At 53.8% G+C, this 20,711-nt stretch carries 25 protein-coding genes and 1 rRNA gene (1 of these 26 running past the window's edge); 24 read left to right on the top strand and 2 right to left on the bottom strand.

From position 1 onward, the window contains the following. Positions 1 to 19 precede the first annotated feature (19 nt). From PAE68_RS19305 to PAE68_RS19270, 8 genes are all read left to right on the top strand, one after another. A complete protein-coding gene (locus PAE68_RS19305) occupies positions 20 to 898 on the top strand; it encodes a hypothetical protein (RefSeq protein WP_281889653.1) in 879 nt (292 codons plus the stop codon). 33 nt (positions 899 to 931) lie between these two features. Then, the gene (locus tag PAE68_RS19300) at positions 932 to 1,072 is read left to right on the top strand and encodes a hypothetical protein (protein WP_281889652.1); all 141 of its coding nucleotides are present in this window, start codon (positions 932 to 934) and stop codon (positions 1,070 to 1,072) included. Between the two features lie 39 nt (positions 1,073 to 1,111). Next, positions 1,112 to 1,288: a hypothetical protein gene (locus PAE68_RS19295; RefSeq protein WP_281889650.1), complete on the top strand. Its 177-nt coding sequence runs from the start codon at positions 1,112 to 1,114 to the stop codon at positions 1,286 to 1,288. 3 nt (positions 1,289 to 1,291) lie between these two features. Beyond that, positions 1,292 to 1,450 (top strand): hypothetical protein, encoded by a 159-nt coding sequence (locus PAE68_RS19290; protein WP_281889649.1) that lies wholly within the window; start codon positions 1,292 to 1,294, stop codon positions 1,448 to 1,450. A gap of 33 nt (positions 1,451 to 1,483) precedes the next feature. Next, positions 1,484 to 1,936, top strand: coding sequence for a DUF4320 family protein (locus PAE68_RS19285; RefSeq protein ID WP_281889647.1), 453 nt, complete (start codon positions 1,484 to 1,486; stop codon positions 1,934 to 1,936). Beyond that, positions 1,887 to 2,501 (top strand): hypothetical protein, encoded by a 615-nt coding sequence (locus PAE68_RS19280; protein WP_281889646.1) that lies wholly within the window; start codon positions 1,887 to 1,889, stop codon positions 2,499 to 2,501. Before PAE68_RS19285 ends, PAE68_RS19280 begins: the two co-directional genes overlap by 50 nt. A 228-nt stretch (positions 2,502 to 2,729) precedes the next feature. After that, positions 2,730 to 3,902 carry a M24 family metallopeptidase gene (locus tag PAE68_RS19275; protein ID WP_281891147.1) on the top strand — a complete coding sequence of 391 codons (1,173 nt, stop codon included), beginning with the start codon at positions 2,730 to 2,732 and terminating at the stop codon, positions 3,900 to 3,902. 177 nt (positions 3,903 to 4,079) lie between these two features. Beyond that, the gene (locus PAE68_RS19270; RefSeq protein WP_281889644.1) at positions 4,080 to 4,457 is read left to right on the top strand and encodes an ATPase; all 378 of its coding nucleotides are present in this window, start codon (positions 4,080 to 4,082) and stop codon (positions 4,455 to 4,457) included. Between the two features lie 123 nt (positions 4,458 to 4,580). Here the strand turns inward: PAE68_RS19270 and PAE68_RS19265 are convergent, their stop codons facing one another. After that, positions 4,581 to 5,609, bottom strand: coding sequence for an EAL domain-containing protein (locus PAE68_RS19265; protein WP_281889643.1), 1,029 nt, complete (start codon positions 5,607 to 5,609; stop codon positions 4,581 to 4,583). A gap of 194 nt (positions 5,610 to 5,803) precedes the next feature. Here PAE68_RS19265 and gatC point away from each other — a divergent pair, with 194 nt between their 5' ends. The 12 genes from gatC (at position 5,804) to PAE68_RS19205 (ending at position 17,467) form a co-directional block, all read left to right on the top strand. Beyond that, positions 5,804 to 6,091, top strand: a complete 288-nt coding sequence (gene gatC / locus PAE68_RS19260) for an Asp-tRNA(Asn)/Glu-tRNA(Gln) amidotransferase subunit GatC (RefSeq protein WP_281889642.1) — start codon at positions 5,804 to 5,806, stop codon at positions 6,089 to 6,091. Between the two features lie 41 nt (positions 6,092 to 6,132). Continuing rightward, positions 6,133 to 7,590: an Asp-tRNA(Asn)/Glu-tRNA(Gln) amidotransferase subunit GatA gene (gene gatA, locus PAE68_RS19255; RefSeq protein WP_281889641.1), complete on the top strand. Its 1,458-nt coding sequence runs from the start codon at positions 6,133 to 6,135 to the stop codon at positions 7,588 to 7,590. Between the two features lie 18 nt (positions 7,591 to 7,608). After that, a complete protein-coding gene (gene gatB, locus PAE68_RS19250) occupies positions 7,609 to 9,054 on the top strand; it encodes an Asp-tRNA(Asn)/Glu-tRNA(Gln) amidotransferase subunit GatB (RefSeq protein ID WP_281889640.1) in 1,446 nt (481 codons plus the stop codon). A 101-nt stretch (positions 9,055 to 9,155) separates the two neighbouring features. Beyond that, on the top strand, positions 9,156 to 9,611 hold the full coding sequence (locus tag PAE68_RS19245) for a GNAT family N-acetyltransferase (RefSeq protein ID WP_281889639.1): 456 nt from the start codon (positions 9,156 to 9,158) through the stop codon (positions 9,609 to 9,611). A 123-nt stretch (positions 9,612 to 9,734) separates the two neighbouring features. Next, on the top strand, positions 9,735 to 10,427 hold the full coding sequence (locus tag PAE68_RS19240; RefSeq protein WP_281889638.1) for an MgtC/SapB family protein: 693 nt from the start codon (positions 9,735 to 9,737) through the stop codon (positions 10,425 to 10,427). Between the two features lie 168 nt (positions 10,428 to 10,595). After that, on the top strand, positions 10,596 to 11,753 hold the full coding sequence (locus tag PAE68_RS19235) for an IS4 family transposase (protein WP_281889637.1): 1,158 nt from the start codon (positions 10,596 to 10,598) through the stop codon (positions 11,751 to 11,753). Positions 11,754 to 12,007: 254 nt separating this feature from the next. After that, positions 12,008 to 12,610, top strand: a complete 603-nt coding sequence (locus tag PAE68_RS19230) for an RNA polymerase sigma factor (protein ID WP_281889636.1) — start codon at positions 12,008 to 12,010, stop codon at positions 12,608 to 12,610. Next, on the top strand, positions 12,561 to 13,034 hold the full coding sequence (locus tag PAE68_RS19225; RefSeq protein ID WP_281889635.1) for an anti-sigma factor: 474 nt from the start codon (positions 12,561 to 12,563) through the stop codon (positions 13,032 to 13,034). Before PAE68_RS19230 ends, PAE68_RS19225 begins: the two co-directional genes overlap by 50 nt. Positions 13,035 to 13,048: 14 nt before the next feature. Beyond that, complete coding sequence (locus PAE68_RS19220; protein ID WP_281889634.1) at positions 13,049 to 13,696, top strand: hypothetical protein; 648 nt, start codon at positions 13,049 to 13,051, stop codon at positions 13,694 to 13,696. 16 nt (positions 13,697 to 13,712) lie between these two features. Next, positions 13,713 to 15,029, top strand: a complete 1,317-nt coding sequence (locus tag PAE68_RS19215) for a DUF4097 family beta strand repeat-containing protein (RefSeq protein ID WP_281889633.1) — start codon at positions 13,713 to 13,715, stop codon at positions 15,027 to 15,029. Between the two features lie 145 nt (positions 15,030 to 15,174). Beyond that, entirely contained in the window at positions 15,175 to 15,603 is a 429-nt protein-coding gene (locus PAE68_RS19210; protein WP_281889632.1) for a Fur family transcriptional regulator, read from the top strand. 127 nt (positions 15,604 to 15,730) lie between these two features. Further along, the gene (locus PAE68_RS19205; RefSeq protein ID WP_281889631.1) at positions 15,731 to 17,467 is read left to right on the top strand and encodes a glycosyl hydrolase family 18 protein; all 1,737 of its coding nucleotides are present in this window, start codon (positions 15,731 to 15,733) and stop codon (positions 17,465 to 17,467) included. A 57-nt stretch (positions 17,468 to 17,524) separates the two neighbouring features. On the opposite strand, the gene PAE68_RS19200 is transcribed toward PAE68_RS19205, so the two are convergent. Next, the gene (locus PAE68_RS19200; protein ID WP_281889630.1) at positions 17,525 to 17,941 is read right to left on the bottom strand and encodes a DUF2614 family zinc ribbon-containing protein; all 417 of its coding nucleotides are present in this window, start codon (positions 17,939 to 17,941) and stop codon (positions 17,525 to 17,527) included. Between the two features lie 128 nt (positions 17,942 to 18,069). Between PAE68_RS19200 and PAE68_RS19195 the strand changes: the two genes are divergently transcribed. The 4 genes from PAE68_RS19195 to PAE68_RS19180 form a co-directional block, all read left to right on the top strand. After that, positions 18,070 to 18,957, top strand: a complete 888-nt coding sequence (locus tag PAE68_RS19195) for a nucleotidyltransferase-like protein (RefSeq protein ID WP_281889629.1) — start codon at positions 18,070 to 18,072, stop codon at positions 18,955 to 18,957. Positions 18,958 to 19,228: 271 nt separating this feature from the next. Next, positions 19,229 to 19,429, top strand: a complete 201-nt coding sequence (thiS, locus tag PAE68_RS19190) for a sulfur carrier protein ThiS (RefSeq protein ID WP_281889628.1) — start codon at positions 19,229 to 19,231, stop codon at positions 19,427 to 19,429. A 59-nt stretch (positions 19,430 to 19,488) separates the two neighbouring features. Beyond that, positions 19,489 to 20,262, top strand: a complete 774-nt coding sequence (locus PAE68_RS19185; RefSeq protein WP_281889626.1) for a thiazole synthase — start codon at positions 19,489 to 19,491, stop codon at positions 20,260 to 20,262. 443 nt (positions 20,263 to 20,705) lie between these two features. Next, positions 20,706 to 20,711, top strand: a 16S ribosomal RNA gene (locus PAE68_RS19180); it runs 1,527 nt beyond the window's last position.

Raw genomic sequence — 20,711 nt, 5'->3', positions numbered from 1 at the left:
CTTCATAGTAGGCAGCGGCATGCTGTCCTTCGTAGCGGCGTCCGCCTTGTACTGGGGGCGAAAAAGACGACTGGCCTGGATGCTCGAGCAGCTCCATCGACGTAAGCAAGCATACCGGTCATCCTCGGTCGGCCGCGCCATTGCGGAGAAGCAATCGATTCGGGAGCGTCAATTTGCCGAGAAGGCGAGACTGTCCGGCCTTCCGGCGGAGTGGACGTATATCAGGTTCAGGCTGCTGCAAGCGCTGGCTGCTGCTGTCTTGGTGTCGCTGGTGCTCATCCGGGAGGCGATCGACACGGGGGCGCTTGGGGCGGCAGCTGTACCTGTACGCGTCGAGGGCGGCTTCGCATTCAGCTGGACGCTAGCGTTCAAGCTGGCCGTCGCCTCGGGGATCGGCGTGTTCGTGCCTGTCGGCTGGATGACGGTGCTGGCGCAGGCGAGAAGAGGCAAGATGCTGATGGAGATCGCGAAGCTGTCGCATCGGCTATCCGTATGTGTCAGCGAAGGGGCGGATATTCGCGAGCTGCTCCTTCGTGCAGGCAGGCCGCTCGTGCTGATGAAGCCTTATTTGCAGGAGCTGGCGATTATGTGGGGCAACGATCGCCGAGCGTCCATCTACCGGTTCCGCGAATCGATTGGCATCTCGGAGGTGTTCCCGCTTGCTAATGCGCTGGAAGCGATCAGCCGGGCGGACCCTCAGGACATCGCCAAGGTGCTGAAGGAGCAGACGGCCGGGATTGAGGCTGCGCTGTCGGCCGAACGGGAGCGTCAGCTCGAGAATGCGCCGGTGTGGATTAGCATCTATGTCATGGTGCCGTTCGGGATGATCGTGCTGTTGTTTTTGTATCCGTGGTTGTTGACGATATCGGAGCAGCTGACGACGAGCTTTCAAGGGTAGCGTCGGCGCTTCGTACAGGAAGCAGGGAATGGAATGTCTAAGCTCGTCATTGCAGTGATGCTCAGTGTGCTGCTGGGCGGCACCGTGCTGTACGTAGTAGGAGGTCAGCTCGTACCGGCAGCAACAGTATCAGGTGGGAAAACTCGTGTACAAATTCAGAACGCGTTTCAATAACAGTGACCATATTTTAATAATGAAGAGGAGATGGAATCGATGGGTAAATTGGTAATTGCATGCTTATTAACGGTATTGCTCGGAGGAGCAGCGATGTTCGTGGCAGGAACACAGGTAGGGCCGGCGGTAGGCGGGAAGGGCACCAAGCTGAATACGAGCATCTCGACCGCTACTGTGAGTCAGACCGATGGCGGTGTGACGGCTACCGCACCGTAACCGATGAGTAAGCTCGTCACGATGTGTCTGCTCGTCGTGCTCGTATTCGGGGCAGCGGCTTACGTCTTTCGTCCGGGCAGCGGAGGCATGCAGTCTGACATTCGGAGCGGGCATGACACGATGACCCGTACGATACGCAGCTTCGACTACATTACAGACTAAGTCGCTCGTATGAACAGGAGAGGAGGGGACGTCATGCATCGACGGCTGCACAATGAGCGTGGAATGACGAATATGCTGGTGACGCTGATGGTGATGCCGATTATGCTCTTCTTGGCCTTCGCGATCGTGCCCTTCTTCGTCTATGTGATGAAGGCGAACCATATCTATACGGCGGCAAGTCACGCCATGAAGGAGGCGGAGGCCGTCGGCTACGTAAGTCCGCAGGTGCAGCAACGGCTGAGTCAGAGGCTCCAGCAGCTCGGGCTGCCGCCGACCGCTGTCAATGGCGTTTCATTCCCATCCTATGCGGGGAGCACGACCACTCGGGTGCTTCGCTCCTCGGCAGATCCTGCGGTGAAGCTGGAGCTGACGTATCCCGCACCGGGGCTGGCGCGCATGCTCGGACTTATTCGAGGGGGAGGAGGCGCAGCGAGCGATGCAGGCTATTACCGGGTCGTTCTTTATGGAAAAAGCGAGGCGTACTGAGGCGGATCGTCTCGTGCGCTGGCTGAAGCCGCTCCGTAACGAGCGGGGCGGCGTCCATCTGCTGCTGACGGCGCTGCTCGCGATGTCCTTCGCCGTGCTGCTGCTGGCTACCGGCTGGAACTCGCTAGTTCACGGGCACACCGTGAACAAGGCGAAGACGCTGCTCGATCAGGCGGTGCGTGCCGCCTCGCTCAACATCGTTCCCGAGCAGGCCGCAATGGGCAGACTCGTGTGGGACGAGGCGGCAGGACGGGCTGATTTTGCCCAATACGTGCGCCTGAACTTCAAGCTTCATGACGATATGCGGCCCAAGACAAATAGTCCGCTCACAGCGGCACCGATAGTGCATCGACTGGAGTTCGTAACGAATCCGACGTATCCCTACACGCTAAGCCGCTCCATCACGGTTCATTCGGGAACCGACAGGCAGACGACGCGCAGTGTGAGCGTGACCGTATTCGGTCCTTCGGTCGTCGCCATTGTGGAGCTGGAGCAGCGTCAGCTTGGCACCGGGCGGACGGAGCCTGTCGTCATCAGCAGCGCAGCCAATGTGAGATTGCGCTAGCATGGCGTAAGACAGTGAGGAGAAGCTTATAGGCTGCGTGTCACCGCTTCTCACCCGGGTTGTCCCCAGGTTGTCACCCGTATAGCGCTGAGGTTGAAGAGCAGCCCGTTTCGAAGCAGAGACGGCGTTGCTCTTTTTTTTGTCAGTCGTCCATATTAGAATGAATGCTAGGATCGAAGCATAGGACGAAGAGGAGTGTTCAGCGTGACGAACGAATATATAGAACGAATGAAGCGATTGCAGCAGAAGCTGCAGGCGGGAGGCGTCGACGGGATCATGATGAGTCAAAATGTCGACCTCTACTACTTCACCGGCTCGATGCAAACTGGCTATCTGCTCATTCCTGCGGACGGAGAACCTACCTTCTTCGTTCGGCGCAGCGCGGTAAGGGCGCAGCAGGAGTCGGCTTGGCCCGTGGAGCCGCTCGGCTCCATGCGCGAGTTCGCCGCCCAGCTAGCACGCGCCATGCCGGGCATGCCGAACATGTCTGGCGGCGGTGGACGGGTCACGCTTGCAGCGGAGTACGATGTGCTGCCTGTCCTGCAGCTGAACAGGCTGCAGGCAGCGCTTCCGCAAGCGGTGTGGGTCGACGGCTCAGCCTGGATTCGAGAGACGCGTATGATCAAGTCTCCGTCTGAGCTCGCTATCATACGGCGGGCGGCGCAGCTGATCGACGAGTCGTTCGAGGATGCGCTGACGTGGCTAGTGCCAGGCATGACGGAGCTTGAAGTGCTGGCCCGTGTCGAGCTGTTCCTCCGCGTACGTGGTCACCTCGGCATGATGCGGATGCGGGGGTACAATCAAGAGGTCGCTACAGGCATGCTTGGAGCTGGCGAAGCGGTTGCGATGCCTAGCTACTTCGACGGGCCAGCAGGCGGTCAAGGCTTGAGCCCGGCATTCCCGCAGAGCGCGAGCCGAAGGCGCATTCAGGCGAATGAGCCGATACTGATCGATCTGGGCTGCTGCGTGGACGGCTACGTCATCGACCAGACGCGGACGGTAGTCATCGGCACGCTATCCGAGGAGCTGACCCGCGCGTACGATGTCGCAGAGCATATCTTACGAAGCACGGAAGCGCAGCTGCGGCCCGGAGCGATCAGCGAGCAGCTGTATATGGAATCGCTGCGGCTGGCGGCGGAGGCGGGACTGTCTGAGCATTATATGGGCTTTGGCGCTGATCAGGCGAGATTTCTCGGTCACGGCATCGGTCTGGAGATTGACGAGCTGCCTGTTCTGGCCCGCGGCTTCCGGTATCCGCTTGAGCCTGGTATGGTGCTGGCGATCGAGCCGAAGTTTACGTTCCCCGGTCAGGGCGTCGTCGGAGTAGAGAACAGCTACGCGATAACGGAGAGCGGATACGAGAAGCTGACCTTGACGCGCGAAGGAATTATCAGGCTGTAAGCTGGATTGCTTGGGCCGCTGCCACTCTCTTTCTCTCAATTGCCTCTACGAAAAAAAGATGATATGATTAATAGAATTAAACATTTGTATTATGGTGCATGCCCGTTTTTTGCCGAATTCATGTACATGTCGTGGCTCTAGAGGGGAAGACACCGGTTGAGTGAAGGGGGAACGGCCTTGCTGCGCTTAGGTGAGAAGGTAATTATTATCGGTGACAGCTTCGAGCAAAACTTGCCTGTCGGTGAATACGGATATATTATTGCGTACGATCGCAATGCAGATAACGTTTTTGATTACGTCGTTCGCGTGCCGAAGACGAACAAGCACCATTTCGTGCCCGGTGCCGATATTGAGCTGGAGGAAACGCTGCTGATGCAGGAGGCTGAGCGGATTGAACGCGAGGCGCTGATTGACTTCGCGCTGTCTACGAAGAACGAGCAGCTGTTCAAGCGATTAATGAACGGTGAAGCTTACGAAGAGCCGGAAGCGAGCCCGCATGAGCTGCAGTCCCAGCAAGAATTTTTGCGGCAGATTCGTCTGAAGGCTTGGATCTAACGGTTACGGCTTGGAACGATCGTCGTCATGTGAATAGCACCTCACTCTGAATCGGTGTGTCCCATAGTGGATCCGCCCTTGCAGAGGTGAGGTGCTTATTTTTTCACTACGATTCACGGTTGCTTATGATAAAAATGGTCGCACCCACGCTTGACCTTCCAGTGGGAGCGGCGCAGGCTTGCCGAGCAGGTACCCTTGTGCGAGGTCGACGCCTGCCTGTCTGCAATATTCCCACTCCGCTGGGCGCTCCAGCCCTTCGGCAAGCACGAGCGCTCCGAACGACCGGGCGCGAGCCATAATGTCGCGAATGCTCTCCTGCTTCTCCTTGCTTTCATCGCAATGGTCGATAAGCCCGCGGTCAATCTTGACATAATCCGGCTGCAGGGACGAGAGCACGTCTAGCGTCGCATAGCCCGCGCCTACATCATCGAGCGCCACTCGGACGCCATTGCTGCGATATACGTTGAATATTTGCTGCAGGTGCTCGATGCTGTCGATTTGCTCCGTCTCCACGACCTCGAAGATGAAGTCGTTCGGATCGAGGGAGAAGCGGTTAATGGCGGCGAACGTATGGCTTAAGCAGTAATTCGGATTATAGATAGATGATGGCAAAAAGTTAATAAAACGCTTTAAGCCCCGGCGCACGTGCATTGCACTTGTCTGGATGGCCGATATGCGGGCTGAACGGTCAAGGAACGAATGCAGACCAGTCTCGCCTGCCACCTTGAACAGCTCATACGGCTTGAACTGTGGACCGCCTGACGCCGCGCGAAGCAAAAACTCATAGCCATACAGCTTCTGGGATGGCACATGAACGATCGGCTGCATGTAGCTCGTGAATTGCCCATCCGTAATAATCTTGACGATATCGTAATGCTGCATGCGCGCAAAAAACAGTGGAAGCGGTATCGAGCCAACTCGCTCATCTTCCGGCACGTATTCGCTCTTGCGGATGTGCAGCTGCAGCTGTTCTTGATCGGGAACAGCAATTGCTGTTCGTAGCGTATCCAGTGAATGCAGGAGCTCCTCCTTCGAGCTGTAGGGAAGCGTGAGCTTGCCTTCCTGCTCGTTATATACAGCAGCAGGTCGAGCAAAAGGCTCCATGCCGGCTGCCGCCTTGAGGACGTCGGGCTTAAACGATTGAATCGTCACATGTCCCTGATCCTGAATCGGTGCTGTGTATTGACATTGGGGGCAATTCATTCGTATTCAACCCTTTCACCTGTATTCTGTATACACAAGTTTGATTATAACAGCTTCTGTTCCAGAGTGCCTCCGCAATTGAGTTCAATTGTTAACTGAGCTATAATAATAGGAATGATTGTCCAAGAAGCGAGGTGTTGAGAATGAGCATAACGATCAAGGATGTTGAGCATGTAGCCGCACTGGCTCGCCTTGAGCTGAGTGAGCATGATAAGGAGAAGTTCGCGGAGCAGCTGAATGCGATTTTGAAATATGCAGAGAAGCTGAACGAGCTGAATACGGATGACGTGCAGCCGACGAGCCATGCAATTCCGCTCGTGAATGTGATGCGCGAGGATACGGTCAGACCGTCGCTGCCGATCGAGAAGGTCATGCTGAATGCGCCTGATGAAGAGGACGGACAGATTAAGGTGCCGGCAGTACTGGAATAACCGGATTGAACTTAACCGTACATTGAAGGGAGGACGCTCGCTTGTCATTATTGAATTTACGATTGCAGGACGTACATAGCAAGCTGCATGCCAAGGAATTAACGGTAACGGATCTCGTGAACGAATCGTTCCGACGAATCGCCGAGGTCGATGGGAAGGTGCAGGCTTTCCTGAAGCTGGATGAAGAGAGAGCGGCCGCTCGAGCGAAGTCGCTCGATGAACGTCTTGGGTCCGCGGATGCGCGCGGGCTTCTTTTTGGCTTGCCGATCGGCATTAAGGATAATATCGTTACCGAGGGCTTGACGACGACATGTGCGAGCCAGTTCCTCAGCAACTACAACCCAGTCTATGACGCTACCGTAATGAAGAAGCTCGACGCCTCCGATACGGTTACGATTGGCAAGCTGAACATGGACGAATTCGCGATGGGCGGCTCCAACGAAAATTCCAGCTTCCACCCAACCTACAACCCGTGGAATCTGGAGCACGTGCCGGGCGGCTCGAGCGGCGGCTCCGCTGCAGCGGTAGCGGCTGGCGAGGTGTTCTTCTCGCTCGGCTCCGATACCGGCGGCTCGATTCGCCAGCCGGCCTCGTACTGCGGCATCGTCGGTCTGAAGCCGACGTACGGTCTTGTGTCGCGCTTCGGCCTTGTCGCCTTCGCTTCGTCGCTCGACCAGATCGGGCCGCTGACGAAGAACGTCGAGGACAGTGCCTATCTACTGCAGGCGATCGCAGGACACGATCCGCTCGATTCGACCTCGCTGCAAGTGGACGTGCCGGACTACATCAGCGCGCTGACAGGCGACGTGAAGGGACTTCGCATTGCCGTTCCGAAGGAATATATGGGACAAGGCATCGACCCGAAGGTGAAGGATGCGATCCAGACGGCGCTGAAGGTGCTCGAAGGACTTGGTGCCATCGTCGAAGAGGTGTCGTTGCCGCATTCCGAATACGCGGTTGCCACCTACTACTTGCTCGCGTCGTCCGAGGCATCCTCGAACCTCGCTCGCTTCGACGGCGTTCGTTACGGTGTCCGCGCGGACAACCCGAAGAACCTGCTCGATCTGTACGTGCAGTCGCGCAGCAACGGCTTTGGCGACGAGGTGAAGCGCCGCATTATGCTTGGCACGTACGCGCTTAGCTCCGGCTACTATGACGCTTATTATTTGAAGGCGCAGAAGGTGCGTACGCTGATCAAGCAAGATTTTGAGAATGTATTTGACAAATATGATGTCGTCATCGGACCGACGGCCCCGACAACAGCATTCCGCATCGGCTCGCAGGTCAGCAACCCGTTGACGATGTATTTGAACGACATATTGACCATTCCGGTCAACCTGGCAGGTGTTCCGGCAATCAGCGTGCCTTGCGGCTTCGCGGACGGCATGCCGGTCGGTCTGCAAATTATCGGCAAGGCGCTGGACGAATCGACCGTGCTTCGCGTAGCACATGCCTACGAGCAGCATACGGAATTCCATAAGCAGCGTCCGCAGCTGTAAGGAAAGGAGTGAGATCACTTGACAACGACTTCCAGTAAATACGAAACGGTCATCGGGCTAGAGGTTCACGTAGAGCTTCATACGAAGTCCAAAATTTTTTGCGGCTGCTCCACGTCCTTCGGTGCCCCGGCCAATACCCATACATGTCCGATCTGTCTCGGTCATCCCGGCGTGCTGCCTGTATTGAACAAGCAAGCGCTGGAATATGCGATGAAGGCGTCGATGGCGCTGAATTGCCAGGTCGCGTCTGAGACGAAGTTCGACCGTAAAAATTATTTCTATCCCGATTCGCCGAAGGCTTATCAGATCTCGCAGTATGACAAGCCAGTCGGCGAGCATGGCTGGATCGAGATTGAGGTCGGTGGGCAGACGAAGCGGATCGGCATTACCCGTGTCCACCTCGAGGAGGATGCAGGGAAGCTAACGCACGTCGATGGCGGCATCGCGTCGCTCGTTGATTTCAACCGTGTCGGTACACCGTTAATCGAGATCGTGTCCGAGCCGGACCTGCGTTCTCCCGAGGAAGCAAGAGCGTACCTCGAGAAGCTGCGGGCGATCATGCAATATTGCGACGTATCGGACGTGAAGATGGAGGAGGGCTCGCTGCGCTGCGACGCCAACATCTCTCTGCGTCCGTACGGACAAGAGCAGTTCGGCACGAAGGCCGAGCTGAAGAACATGAACTCGTTCCGCGGCGTACAGCGCGGACTTGAGTATGAGGAGTGGCGTCAGGCTGACGTACTCGACAGCGACGGCAAGGTCGTTCAGGAGACGCGCCGCTGGGACGAGTCGCAAGGGAAGACGCTGTCGATGCGCAGCAAGGAGCAGGCGCATGACTACCGCTACTTCCCAGACCCGGATCTCGTATCCGCTCTGATCGACGAGGAGTGGAAGGAGCGCGTCCGCGCGACGATTCCGGAGCTTCCGGATGCGCGCAAGACGCGTTACGTCGAGCAATTCGGCTTGCCGAGCTATGACGCGGAGGTCATTACCGCTTCGATGAAGCTCGCGGATTTCTTCGAGGAGAGCTTGAAGTACACGAGCGACGCCAAGGCGGTTGCCAACTGGATTATGGGCGATCTGCTCGGCTACTTGAACGCGGGTAACCTAGAGCTTAGCGACGTGAAGGTAACGGGACAGGGCCTCGGCGAAATGATCGGCTTGATCGAGAAGGGCACGATCAGCACGAAGATTGCGAAGACCGTATTCAAGTCGATGCTGGAGACGGGCAAGGCGCCGCAAACGATTGTCGAGGAGCAGGGGCTCGTTCAGATCAGCGACGAAGGCGCGATCGCTGCTGTCGTCGATAAGATCGTCGAAGCGAATCCGCAGTCCGTGGCCGACTTCAAGGCCGGTAAGGATAAGGCGGTCGGCTTCCTTGTCGGACAAATTATGAAGGAAACGAAAGGGAAGGCGAATCCGGGTCTTGTCAATAAGCTGATCCTTGAGCGTCTTAATCGTTAACCTGATTGAATATGAATAGCATGAAGCAGTACGCCGCTATAACGCGCCTTACCTAGGTGCTATAGCGGCGTTTTGCCGATACAGGAGGCAGTGGTAGTCGTATGAGCATTGAGCGAATAGATCTGTATGATATACATAAGACGCTACCGCTGCTCGAGCTGCAGCAGCTGGCGTACCGGATCGAGGTTGAACGTATGCGGTATACGGAGCCACCGCCCTTGCTCGATTCGCCGCTGACGCTGCAGCAATCAGGCGAAGCATTCCTTGGCTACTGGGACGATGAGCGTCTCGTGGGGGCAATCGCCTACAGGCTGAGCGGGAGAGCGTGTACGATTACACGCATGATGGTACATCCCGATTTCTTCCGACAAGGGATTGCGAGCCGACTGCTCGAGACGATCGGATCGATGCTGAGCAGCGGAGATACGTTATCTGTGTCCACCGGAGCTTACAACGAGCCTGCGGTCAGCTTGTATCGGAAGCATGGCTTCGAGCCTGTCGAGCAGCAGGAGCTGGCTCCAGGCATCTTTCTGACGCGATTTACGAAATCCTTGTGAGCATCTGCAAGGATTTTTCGTTTTTTTTCGGCGATAATCGGGAGCAGACAGCCCTGAGCATGCTACAATATAGCTCAAATGCTCCTGCATCGAAGGCTAGGCGGCACGAAGGAGGGACACCCCATGAATGATCCGTGGTTTATTGATTCGTACCATATTACGCTCCGCCTGTCTCTGGCACTTCTGCTCGGAGGCGTGATTGGCTTCGAGCGGGAGTATAGCAGCAGAGCGGCGGGCTTGCGTACACATATGCTCGTCTGTCTCGGCGCAACGCTGATCATGCTGCTGTCCATCTATGGCTTTGCAGATTTTGCCGAGCTGCCCAATGTTCGTATGGATCCGGCCCGATTAGCTGCGCAGGTCATTAGCGGAATTGGCTTTCTTGGAGCGGGGACGATTCTGTTCACAGGCAAGACGATTACCGGCCTAACGACGGCAGCCTCGCTCTGGGTCGTAGCGGCCATCGGCCTTGCGATCGGAGCGGGCTTCTACTATGCTGCCGTGCTGGCTTGCTTCTTCGCGCTGATGAGCCTATTCGTGTTCCACACCGTTGAGAAGCGACTGATGTCGAACAAGCGTTCTCGTAAGCTGATTATGGAAACAGCAGATGTGCCAAGTTTGGTCGGGCGTGTGACGCATGTGCTACACGATCAAGGCTGCGACATTCAGAAGTGGTCGGTGGAGGAGCTGGAGGGTAAGTCCGAAGCCAGCCTGCGTATTACGCTAACGCTGCGGCTATCCAAGGAAATGAAGGTTGCTGCGGCGATCGAACAATTACTCAACATTGAAGGGGTTCGGTCGATTAGTATGGAGTAGCTTTTTTTATCACATAAAAAATCAGTAGCGTTGCATAAAAACTAACACGCGAACAGCTTGGACAAATTGTGCTATTATTGTAATAAATAGGTCGTCCTCTGCAACAAAAAACTCCTAAAATTAGGGTAACAGGTAGCCCTGTCCAAATCCCTAACTTAGGAGATACGCATGGACAAGGATACACTATTTTCTGCATTTGGTAAATGGGTTGCACCAATAAATCCAAACATCATCCCGAATTGGCAAAGCACGACTACGCTCGACCGTTATGTGAAAAAGCTCGACACCTTAGTCTTTCTGTACATCTTCATCGAAGCACAGTTAGAGAAGCGAAAGGGTCTTCGTTCCATCATGCGAAAGCTGGAGCACGACGAGGAATTTCAAAAGCAACTCGGCATTGCTTCGATCAGCGCATCCCAGTTGTCCCGTAAAAATAATCAACTGGACCCAGAAGTACTTCAAGCCATCCTTTGTAATCTCATTACACAGTTGCATCGAGATGCTAGGCCGGTATCAGGGCGCATCGGAACGGTCAAGATTATAGACTCTTCTACGATCAGCGTTTGCCTACAGCGGTATAAATGGGCGACTTTCCGAAAAACGAAAGCAGGCGTGAAACTGCACCTGCGAGTGGCATTTGCTGACCCCGACCATGTTTATCCGGATAAGGCAGTGGTTACGCCTGCAAGGCCCGCAGACCGCAGCCAAATGGACGTCCTGATCGATGAGTCGGACGTCACGTATCTGATGGACCGCGGGTATCTGGACTACGGCAAATACGACAGTTACTGCGAGCGTGGCATTCGATTCGTATCACGATTAAAGGACAATGCTGTTGTCGAAGAAGTGGAAGAACTTTCGGTGAACACAGATTCAGACATCATCCGCGATGTCAAAGTCGTGCTAGGCAAAGCTCACAAGCGCATGCAGCACCCCCTTCGTATGATCGTCACCACAGACGGTCGCGGTAATGAGGTCCGTATCATTACGAATCGGTTCGACCTGACGGCAGAAGAGCTTGGTGACCTGTATCGTAGCCGCTGGCAGATCGAGATGTTCTTCCGGTGGGTCAAGCAGAACCTGAAGCTAACCTGTTTTTACGGTGACAGCGAGAACGCAGTGATGAATCAGATTTGGATCTGTTTAATTGCATACTGCTTGCTGCTGCTTATGAAGGTAGAACTGGGAACGAGTCGAACGTTAACGGAACTCATTGAGGCTTTGAAAGAACTCATGTGGCAACCGTGGCTGAGGATGGTCGCAGCAGTAGAGCGAAAACCAAGTCGAACTTCGAGAGGGCGACAGAAGAAACAGAAAGACCAGTAAGTCGCCTAAGTCGAAAAAAACCAATCATCAACTTGAAAAGGATGAATATTACAAAATGGACAGCAACTGCCTGTTTCAGGGGTACCCCGTAAGTTTTTGGCCCTTGGAATTTGAAAACTAATTTCTGAATATTCCACCATTTTAGATGTCATGATTTATGCAACGCTACTGATAAAAAATGAATCATGAAGGGATAACTCTTGCTTCGTCGTCTAAGTCATTGTTAAGCATTGAATTGGGAAGGCGGTGAACCGATGGAGGGCATGACGGATGAGCAGCTCGTCGAACTCATTCAAGAGGGTGATGAGCAGGCGTACCGTATTCTGATTCAACGCTATCAGGATTACATCTATACGCTCGTATACCGTATGGTCGAACATCGGGAAACTGCTGAGGATTTAACGCAGGAAGTGTTCATCAAGCTGTTTCGGTCACTGGCTCGATTCCGTGGAGACTCGCTGCTGAAGACGTGGCTGTACCGGCTCACGGTCAACCTGGTGACCGATTACCGCCGCTCGCAGAAGCGTAAGCCGTACGAGGCTGTACTGGATAAGGTGAAGGGATGGTTCGGTGACCGCAGGGAGGAACCGGAGGCGAAGGCCGTTCAGCAGGAGGAACGGGAATCGGTGCAGCGGCTCCTAGCCGGCATGCCGGACAAATATAGGCTCGTCCTGTACTTGTATCATTATAAGCAGCTGTCTTATCAAGAAATATCCGATGTAACCGGGCTGCCGTTAAAGACGATTGAAACGAGATTATATCGCGGGAAATCGATGCTGAAGGACCAATGGCTGAAGGGGGGCTCTCATGACACACACGCATCCGAACGATCACGCGCTGCAGCACTATATGAATAACCAATACCCAGAGCTTGAGGCGTGGCGCATTCATCGTCATCTGCACGGGTGCCGACTATGCAAGGAACGGCTTGCAGCATTAATCGACGTCGAGCTCATGCTGGATGAGCTTCCTATAGTCAGGGCGCCTGAACAGCTCGAGGACCGGATTATGCAGCATCTGAGAGAGGACGAGGCTGCTGTAGTTGAGAGTACTAAGCGCTCATCTCGCACACAAGCAACTAGCACCCGCAGGAAGCGACACGCAAGGCCGGAGCTCGTGAACGGTTTTGTAGCGATCACAGCGACCTATCTGTTCATATCGTCGGGCGTGATTGGCGCAATTGCTTCCTTCAACGAAGGAAGGCTGCAGTACGGCATACAAGTGGGCACTCTGCAGTTGCAGCAAGCGGTCGAGACGATATCGCGGCAATTTTTGTCCTAGAGGGAGGTAAGATGATGGAGGATGAATCGAAGTTTAATGTGAAGCAGCACAAGCTGGACGATGCGGAGGACCAGTTTTTGCGGGAACGAATGGAACGATGGGGGCAGAAGGGAAGGTATCTGCATGAGCCTTATCTTCGTCCTGTAGCTCGTAAGTCCAAGTGGCTGGCAGGTCTGCTGTCCTTCCTGTTCCCAGGCACCGGTCAGCTATATCTCGGCTTGATGAAGCATGGACTTGGCATCATGGTGCTGTTCGTACTCAACATATTTGCGATCGTGTTTTTTGGCATTAGCGAAATCATCCCGTTAAGCGTGCTATTCTCGCTTCTGCTGCCGGTGATGTACTTCTACAACATCTTTGATGCGCTGCAGCAGACGGATCGGGTGAACGGCTGGGGCTATTTCGACGCTCGAGGCGAGGGACCCCAGAAGGAAGGAAGCTTCAGAGCTGCGGAGGAACGGACGACTTCTCCCTTCTACAAGCGATGGAGCAAGGGAAATAATCTCGGCTATATGTTGATTGGCGCTGGCGTTCTCATATTTCTTACGGCCGGCAGGCCGGCGTGGCTGGAGCAGCTGTTCGCCTTCTTCGGCTCGACCTTCGGTGCGCTGCTATTGATCGGATTAGGGCTGTTCCTGTTCGTGCGGGAGTCCCGCAAATAATGAGGAGGTGCTCGCGATGCAAAAGGTAGGCCGCTATACGGCGGCGCTAATGCTCGTGACCGTTGGCGGAGCTGCGCTGTCCGACCGGCTGGCAGACACAGATCTGACAGTTCAGCTTCTGAGCGCCTGGCCCGTCTTATTGATCATGCTCGGTCTGGAATATGTATATGTCAACCATAAGAATAAAGCAGCTGAACGCTCGATTCGTCTCGATATAAAGGGACTGTGTCTCGCGCTCATTATTTCAGCGATAGCCATCATGAGTCTGCACAGCATTGGCTTGATGGACCGGCTTGAGGCGGTACACGTGACGAGTTCGCCAGAGGAATCTCGTGGCGCAGCTGCAGCATCGCATGAGCGGTCGGGACTCGGGAGTCTGCTCGCTGGCCTTGTAGGCGGCGGTGCAGGAGGCGGGCATCGTTTCGAACAGGGCACAACTTCGATAGAATTGCCACAAGGGGTGCAAGCAGTTACTGTTAACAATACGAGCGGGTACATGTCGCTGAAGACGGGGAAGGTCGATCAACTTCAGGTTGAATTGACCGTATATGTAGATACGAGCAGCGAATCCGAAGCGCAATCGATTGCCGAAGCCTCGACTCTGCAGCACAGCGTGAAGGGCAGTCAGCTCGATATACGCACGAATCCGATGGAGTACGGCTCGGGCTTCTGGGGCAAGCGCAAGCCGCGAATGGACCTCGTCATTACGGTGCCGGAGCAACAACGCTTGAATTGGGACATTAGCCAAGCGATCGGAGATATTGACATTGTCGGGTTGCCTCTTGTCCAGAAGCTGAAGGCGGAGACGACTAACGGCGAGCTGGACGCACAGGGCATGGAGGGCGATCTCACCCTAATTACGACGAATGGCCGAATCCAAGTATCGCGCTCTAAGGGTGCCGTGAAGCTGGAGACGGTAAATGGTAAGCTGACGCTGATCGATCATATTGGAGCAGCAGAGCTGTCATCGATGAATGGTGAGCATGCGGTCATCAGGCATCAAGGCTCCTTGAAGGCAGAAACGGTGAACGGAGCCGTGACAGCTGACGGCGAGCTGGATCGGCTCCAGGTGGAGACGGCGAACGGCGCTGTTAATGTGCGAGCGACTAAGCTTGGGGGAGATTGGGACGTCGAGACGATGAATGGTAGAATCGACCTAGAGGTTCCCGCAGACGCCAGCTTCCGCGTAGAGGGCGAAGGCGGATACGGGGATCTGGACACTAACCTGCCACTTACAATTCACGAGAAAACGCTGCGCGGCACAGTAGGTACGGGCGCGTATCTACTTGCGATCGATACGAACAGCTCGATAACCGTTCGTGCGGCTGATTGACAATTTTCAAACCGACCGAGTACAATATACACGTCTGGTGTACGAAACAGCTATATGCGCTCGTACCTTCCAGGCGTGTATATGTATTTCTAAGCGAGATGAGTGTACTGGACATTACAGCTTTCACGGCGGGACGGTGAGCATCATGAATACATTGGAGCAAGCATTAAGCAAGCTGAAGTCGATGGGAGTTCGGATGACCCCTCAACGCCATGCGATTCTTTCCTTTCTGATCGGCACACGAGCACATCCTACAGCGGACGATATTTATAAAGCGCTCTCACCTCAATTTCCGAGCATGAGTGTCGCGACCGTATACAATAATTTGAAGGTGTTTATTGAAGCGAGACTTGTGCGAGAAATGACGTACGGCGATCATTCCAGCCGCTTCGACGCCGATATGTCCGAGCATTATCATGCTTTGTGCGAGCAGTGCGGCAAGCTGGTCGATTTTGCTTACAAGCCGCTGAATGATCTGGAGCATGCCGCTGAGAAGATGACAGGCTTTCATGTCAAGAGTCATCGCATCGAGGTATATGGCGTATGTGGGGAATGCAGCTTGCAGCAAGTATGAATGATCAACTTATAGAGTTAACGTATAATGGACGTGTACATGCGGGGCCTTGGGGCAAGCTGGACACGTCTATTTATTTACAGTCTATCAGCCGACGTCATAGATTATCGTTATCAGGAGTGAACATATGCTACAGGAATCGAATGAACGGAAGCAGCTTAGGGCAAGACGCCGCAAGCGAGCAGTGGCACTTGCAGGCTTGACCTTGCTTGTTGCGATTGCGTGGGGGATCTACTATGTCATAGTCCTTATGCCGAGCTGGGAGCGTGAGACGCCGCATTTTCACGGCAATCCGAAGCCAGTGTTCTATCAAGGCTCCATGCTGAAGGATGCCGCGAGCGGCACGGGGGAGACGTTGAAGCTGACCTTCGACCTCGTTCGGGAGCAGATCGACCCCGCTATTGCTTATGAGCCGAAGACGGAGTCGACGATCATTACGACACAGAACAAGGTCGTTCGGTTGCGGACGAGCGAGCTGACAGGATGGATCAACGAGAAGCCATTTACGCTCAAGTTTCCGCTTGAGAAGGCGGGCGAGAAGCTGTATGTACCTATTGAGCCGCTGAAGAGCTTGTACGGGATTGAGCTGCGTGAATCGGCGGATACAGGAGCTGTGCTGCTGTTCAAGCAGGGCGAGCGCATACGCTGGTATACGGCGGGTAACGGAGCGCCCAATGACGATAAGACCGTCATCCTGCGCCGCGACCCTTCCATGAAGTCACCGATCCTTGCTGAGATCGCTCATGGAGAGCGCTTGATCGTATGGGGCGAGCAAGGGGACTGGCATCGCGTCCAGCTGACCAATGGTCATATTGGCTATATGCACAAGCAAGAGCTTACATCTGCGGATATCGAGACGATCCCGTTGCCTGCGGCAGAGGCGAGCTTCAAGCCGAAGAAGCCGATTACGGGGAAGATTAATATGACCTGGGAGCACGTCGTCACGAAAAATCCGGACACCTCCAAAATTGGCGAAATGCCCGGAGTGAACGTGATCAGTCCGACATGGTTTCATCTTCAAGACGGAGATGGCAGCTTAAGCAATCTGGCAGATGCATCCTATATGAAATGGGCGAAGGCGCAAGGCTACCACGTATGGGCGTTGTTCAGCAACGGCTTCGATCCGGATCGAACAAGTAAGGCGCTTGCCACGTATGATACGCGAATGAAGATGACGAAGCAGCTGCTATCGTATGCACAGATGTATGGGCTTGATGGTATTAATATCGATTTCGAAAATGTGAGAACCGCCGACAAGCAGCCGTTCGTGCAATTCGTACGCGAGCTGACTCCGCTTCTGCATGAGCAGGGACTCGTCGTCTCGATTGATGTGACGCCCCGCTCGAACAGTGAGATGTGGTCGTTGTTCTACGACCGTAAGGCGCTGATCGAATCCGTCGACTATATGATGCTGATGGCGTATGACGAGCACTGGGCAAGCAGTCCGAAGGCTGGCTCCGTCGCTTCGCTTCCTTGGGTGGAGGCTTCCATTCAGGGGCTGCTCAAGGACGATCGCATCCCACCGGAGAAGCTTGTGCTGGGCGTTCCCTTCTATACTCGTGTATGGACGGAGGAGGAGAAGGACGGCAAGCGGCAGGTGAAGTCGCGGGCCGTCTATATGGAGATGCCTCAGCGCATCATCCGTGAGCATAAGCTGAATCCCGTATATTCGGAGGAGACAGGTCAGAACTATATCCAGTACGAGGAGAACGGCAAGCCTCACCAAATATGGATTGAGGATGAGCGCAGCGTGCGAGCGCGCATTCAGCTTGTGCATAAGTATGGGCTAGCCGGGGTGGCCTCGTGGCGGAGAGGCTTCGAGCTGCCAGAAGTATGGAGATGGATTCAGGAGGAGCTTCAGTAGAAAGCTGTACATGCAAAAGGCCTGCCTTCACAGATAAGTGAGGGCAAGCCTTTTTTGTCAGGAAGTAGGCTTATTACTCGTATCGCCGTTATTGCTGTCTGAAGCTTGTTCTACTTCCTTGTCAGCGTCTGCTTGCTCCTTCGCTTGCGGCGCATGAGCAGGGTCGAGCGACAGGATCGTTTTGCAGAACATGCAGCGGTCGGTCTTGCCAATAATCTTGGTCGCCTTCCCGCACTCTGGACATACGACGACCGTTGCGCTGGTTGACATCATGCCCGCTGCGAAATAAATGCCCATGCTCGCCAGCATCATAATGGCCCCGATGACCATGCCGAAGGCGGCAATGACTTGTCCAAGCGCTCCCCACTTGAAGACAATCCCGGCCAAGCCTGCGATCATAAACACCATACCGAACATGGTGAGCAATAATCCCCATAAACGGAACTCGTTAGCCTTACTCGATCTAAGTAGCACGTTTTTTCACTTCTTTCGCCAAAAGTTTGAGTAAATCGCGAAAATATTGCAGGAAACGACGGATGTTTGTAGAAATATAACATGACTAAAGTGACTTGACTGTCAAACGTCAGGAGGCCGTTTCCATCATGCATAATTTCATCGAACAGCGCTTGGAGGTCATTCGAGAGCACAATGCCATTGTCAGCGTATTGGCAGTGCATAAGCCTTCGTTGTATTCGGCTGTGACCGATGGCTTCGATTGCTTGCTTCTCGTCGTCACCCGTCAGGACGGACAAGCACAGCGGCACCATGTTCATTATATAAAAGACAACTTTCGTATACAAGAACGTTGGATCACCCCGGAGGCTCTGGAGGAACAAATTGTTCATGGCGTAGAGCGAAGCTTTATTTATTGGGTTCTCAAAGGGGAGATTTTATTGGATCGGGAGACATTCTTGGAAGGCCTTCGTCATCGTATGCTGGAGTTTCCGGAAGAAATTCGGGATCAGAAGCTGCTTATCGAGTTTTCCAGATTTTTGCGCTGCTACATGCGCAGCAAGGATTACTTGTCAGAGGAGCATTTGCTCGATGCTTACCATGATATTCTGGAGGCGCTGCACCATTGGGCGCGCATTGCGATCATCGAAGCCGGCTTTCATCCGGAGGTCACCGTATGGAGTCAAGTCAAGCAGATTAATCATGGCATCTATAAGCTGTATGAGGAATTGACTTTGAGCAAGGAGACGCTGAAGCAGAGAGTTGAGCTTGTGTTGCTTGCTTGCGAATTCTCTGTTATGTCCAAAATGGCCGCATGCTGCAAGCCGCTTCTTCAGCAGCTTGGCAGCCGAAGTGAAGCTTGGAGTCTGGAAGAGCTGCAGCAGTGCCCTCAGTTGACAGATGTGCGTAATGAGCTGCCGCTCCTGCTGAACAAGCTTGTCAAAAAAACATTGGCCAAAGAAGTAATCGCGGCAGCTGACCCGGAGCTTTCTAGCCTTGAGCTCAGATACCAGGATGTCAAACAAGCGGTAGTATGATATAATCAATTTACAATTTCATAACCACTAGGGGTGCTCCACATTGCGGAGCTGAGATAAAGAAGCGTTTCTTTGACCCTTGGAACCTGTACAAGCATTCGATTGCTGCTGAATGGACATTCGGATGCTACTGGATCATGCCAGCGTAGGGAAGTGGACGAGTGCTGATGCTTTCGAACGGGGCTGTGCATTCAGGAAGTCAACTCCTAGCGGGTTGGCTTTTTTGAGCGACGGGCTTCGTTTCTCATGTCAGGGCGAAGGAGGTATGGCTATGACACTAGTCGTTAACGGAGAGAAGCGTGAGCTAGAGGGTGTTCATACGGTCGAGGAGCTTCTCGCATATTTCAAGCTGGAGAACAAAATATTAGTCGTCGAGCTCAATCGGAACATTATTGAACGTCAGAACTATGCAATGACACAGCTGCAGGATGGCGATCAGCTGGAAATTGTACATTTTGTAGGCGGAGGTTAAGGAGTCAGGCTCTGCTACGGTCATAATGAATCCAACATCTATTAAGGAGACGATACTCAATGAGTGAAGTATTAAAGATAGGACCGTACGAATTTCGTTCCCGCTTGCTGCTCGGTACAGGGAAGTTTGCGGCGCTAGACGTTCAGGAGCGGGCTGTTCGGGCTTCTGAGGCGGAGGTACTGACCTTTGCGATCAGACGTCTGCCGATAGACAACCCGGATGCGCCGAACTTTCTGGAAAGTCTTGATCTGAAAAAGTTCACATTGCTCCCGAATACGGCAGGTGCTTATACGGTGGAGGAGGCAGTGCGTATCGCTCGACTCGCGAAAGCGTCCGGATTGTGCGATATGATTAAGGTCGAGGTTATCGGCGATCCGAAAACTTTGCTGCCAGATCCGATAGGCACCCTGGAGGCGACTAAAATCTTAGTAGATGAAGGCTTTATCGTGCTTCCGTATACCTCTGATGATCCAATCCTTGCTCGCAAGCTGCAAGAGGCGGGGGCAGCTGCCGTTATGCCTGGCGCATCACCGATCGGGTCTGGTCAAGGTATTGTGAATCCGGGTAATTTGCGTTTCATTATTGAAGAGGCTAAAGTTCCGATTATTGTGGATGCTGGCATTGGCGGACCTGCGGACGCTGCACTTGCGATGGAGCTTGGCGCAGATGGTGTGCTGCTGAACACGGCTGTTGCTGGTGCAACTGATCCAGTATTGATGGCAGAAGCGTTCAAGCTGGCCGTAGAAGCGGGCCGTAAGGGCTTCCTTGCAGGGCGTATCCCGAAGAAGCGTTACGCGTCTGCTAGCAGCCCTGAAGTAGGTATGATTGAGTAGTGCATGAAGGGGCTTGGCGTATGCCGAGCTCCTTTATTAATTTTTTTGAGACAGACACTTGACTTTACTCTTGAGCTTATGATAAATTAAACCTCGCCGCTTGAAGGACTTGTCCTTCTGCCGCTGAGGAAAAGAGCTTCAAAAAAGCTTTGAAAAAAAGTTTTAAAAAAAGCTTGCATCTCAGATGGTGAATGTGGTATATTAAAAAAGTCGCCGCTAAACAAAGCGACAAGAAATGACAAGTACAACTGATTGATTTGCCCTTTGAAAACTGAACAATGAGTGAGTGCTTTATATGAGATCTTAGGATCTCAGATAGCTTTGAATGAGCAAGTCAACTCAACTTAAGCCCTTGGTGGAGAGTTTGATCCCCGATCAAACTCGGAAATATCGAGGAACTATATTGGAGAGTTTGATCACCGATCAATCTCGAGATTATAACTATAATG

Source organism: Paenibacillus sp. YYML68, from assembly GCF_027923405.1.
Classification (GTDB): Bacteria; Bacillota; Bacilli; order Paenibacillales; family NBRC-103111; genus Paenibacillus_G.
The sequence above is the reverse complement of the archived record's forward strand: the minus strand, read 5'-3'. Positions and strand labels throughout refer to the sequence as shown.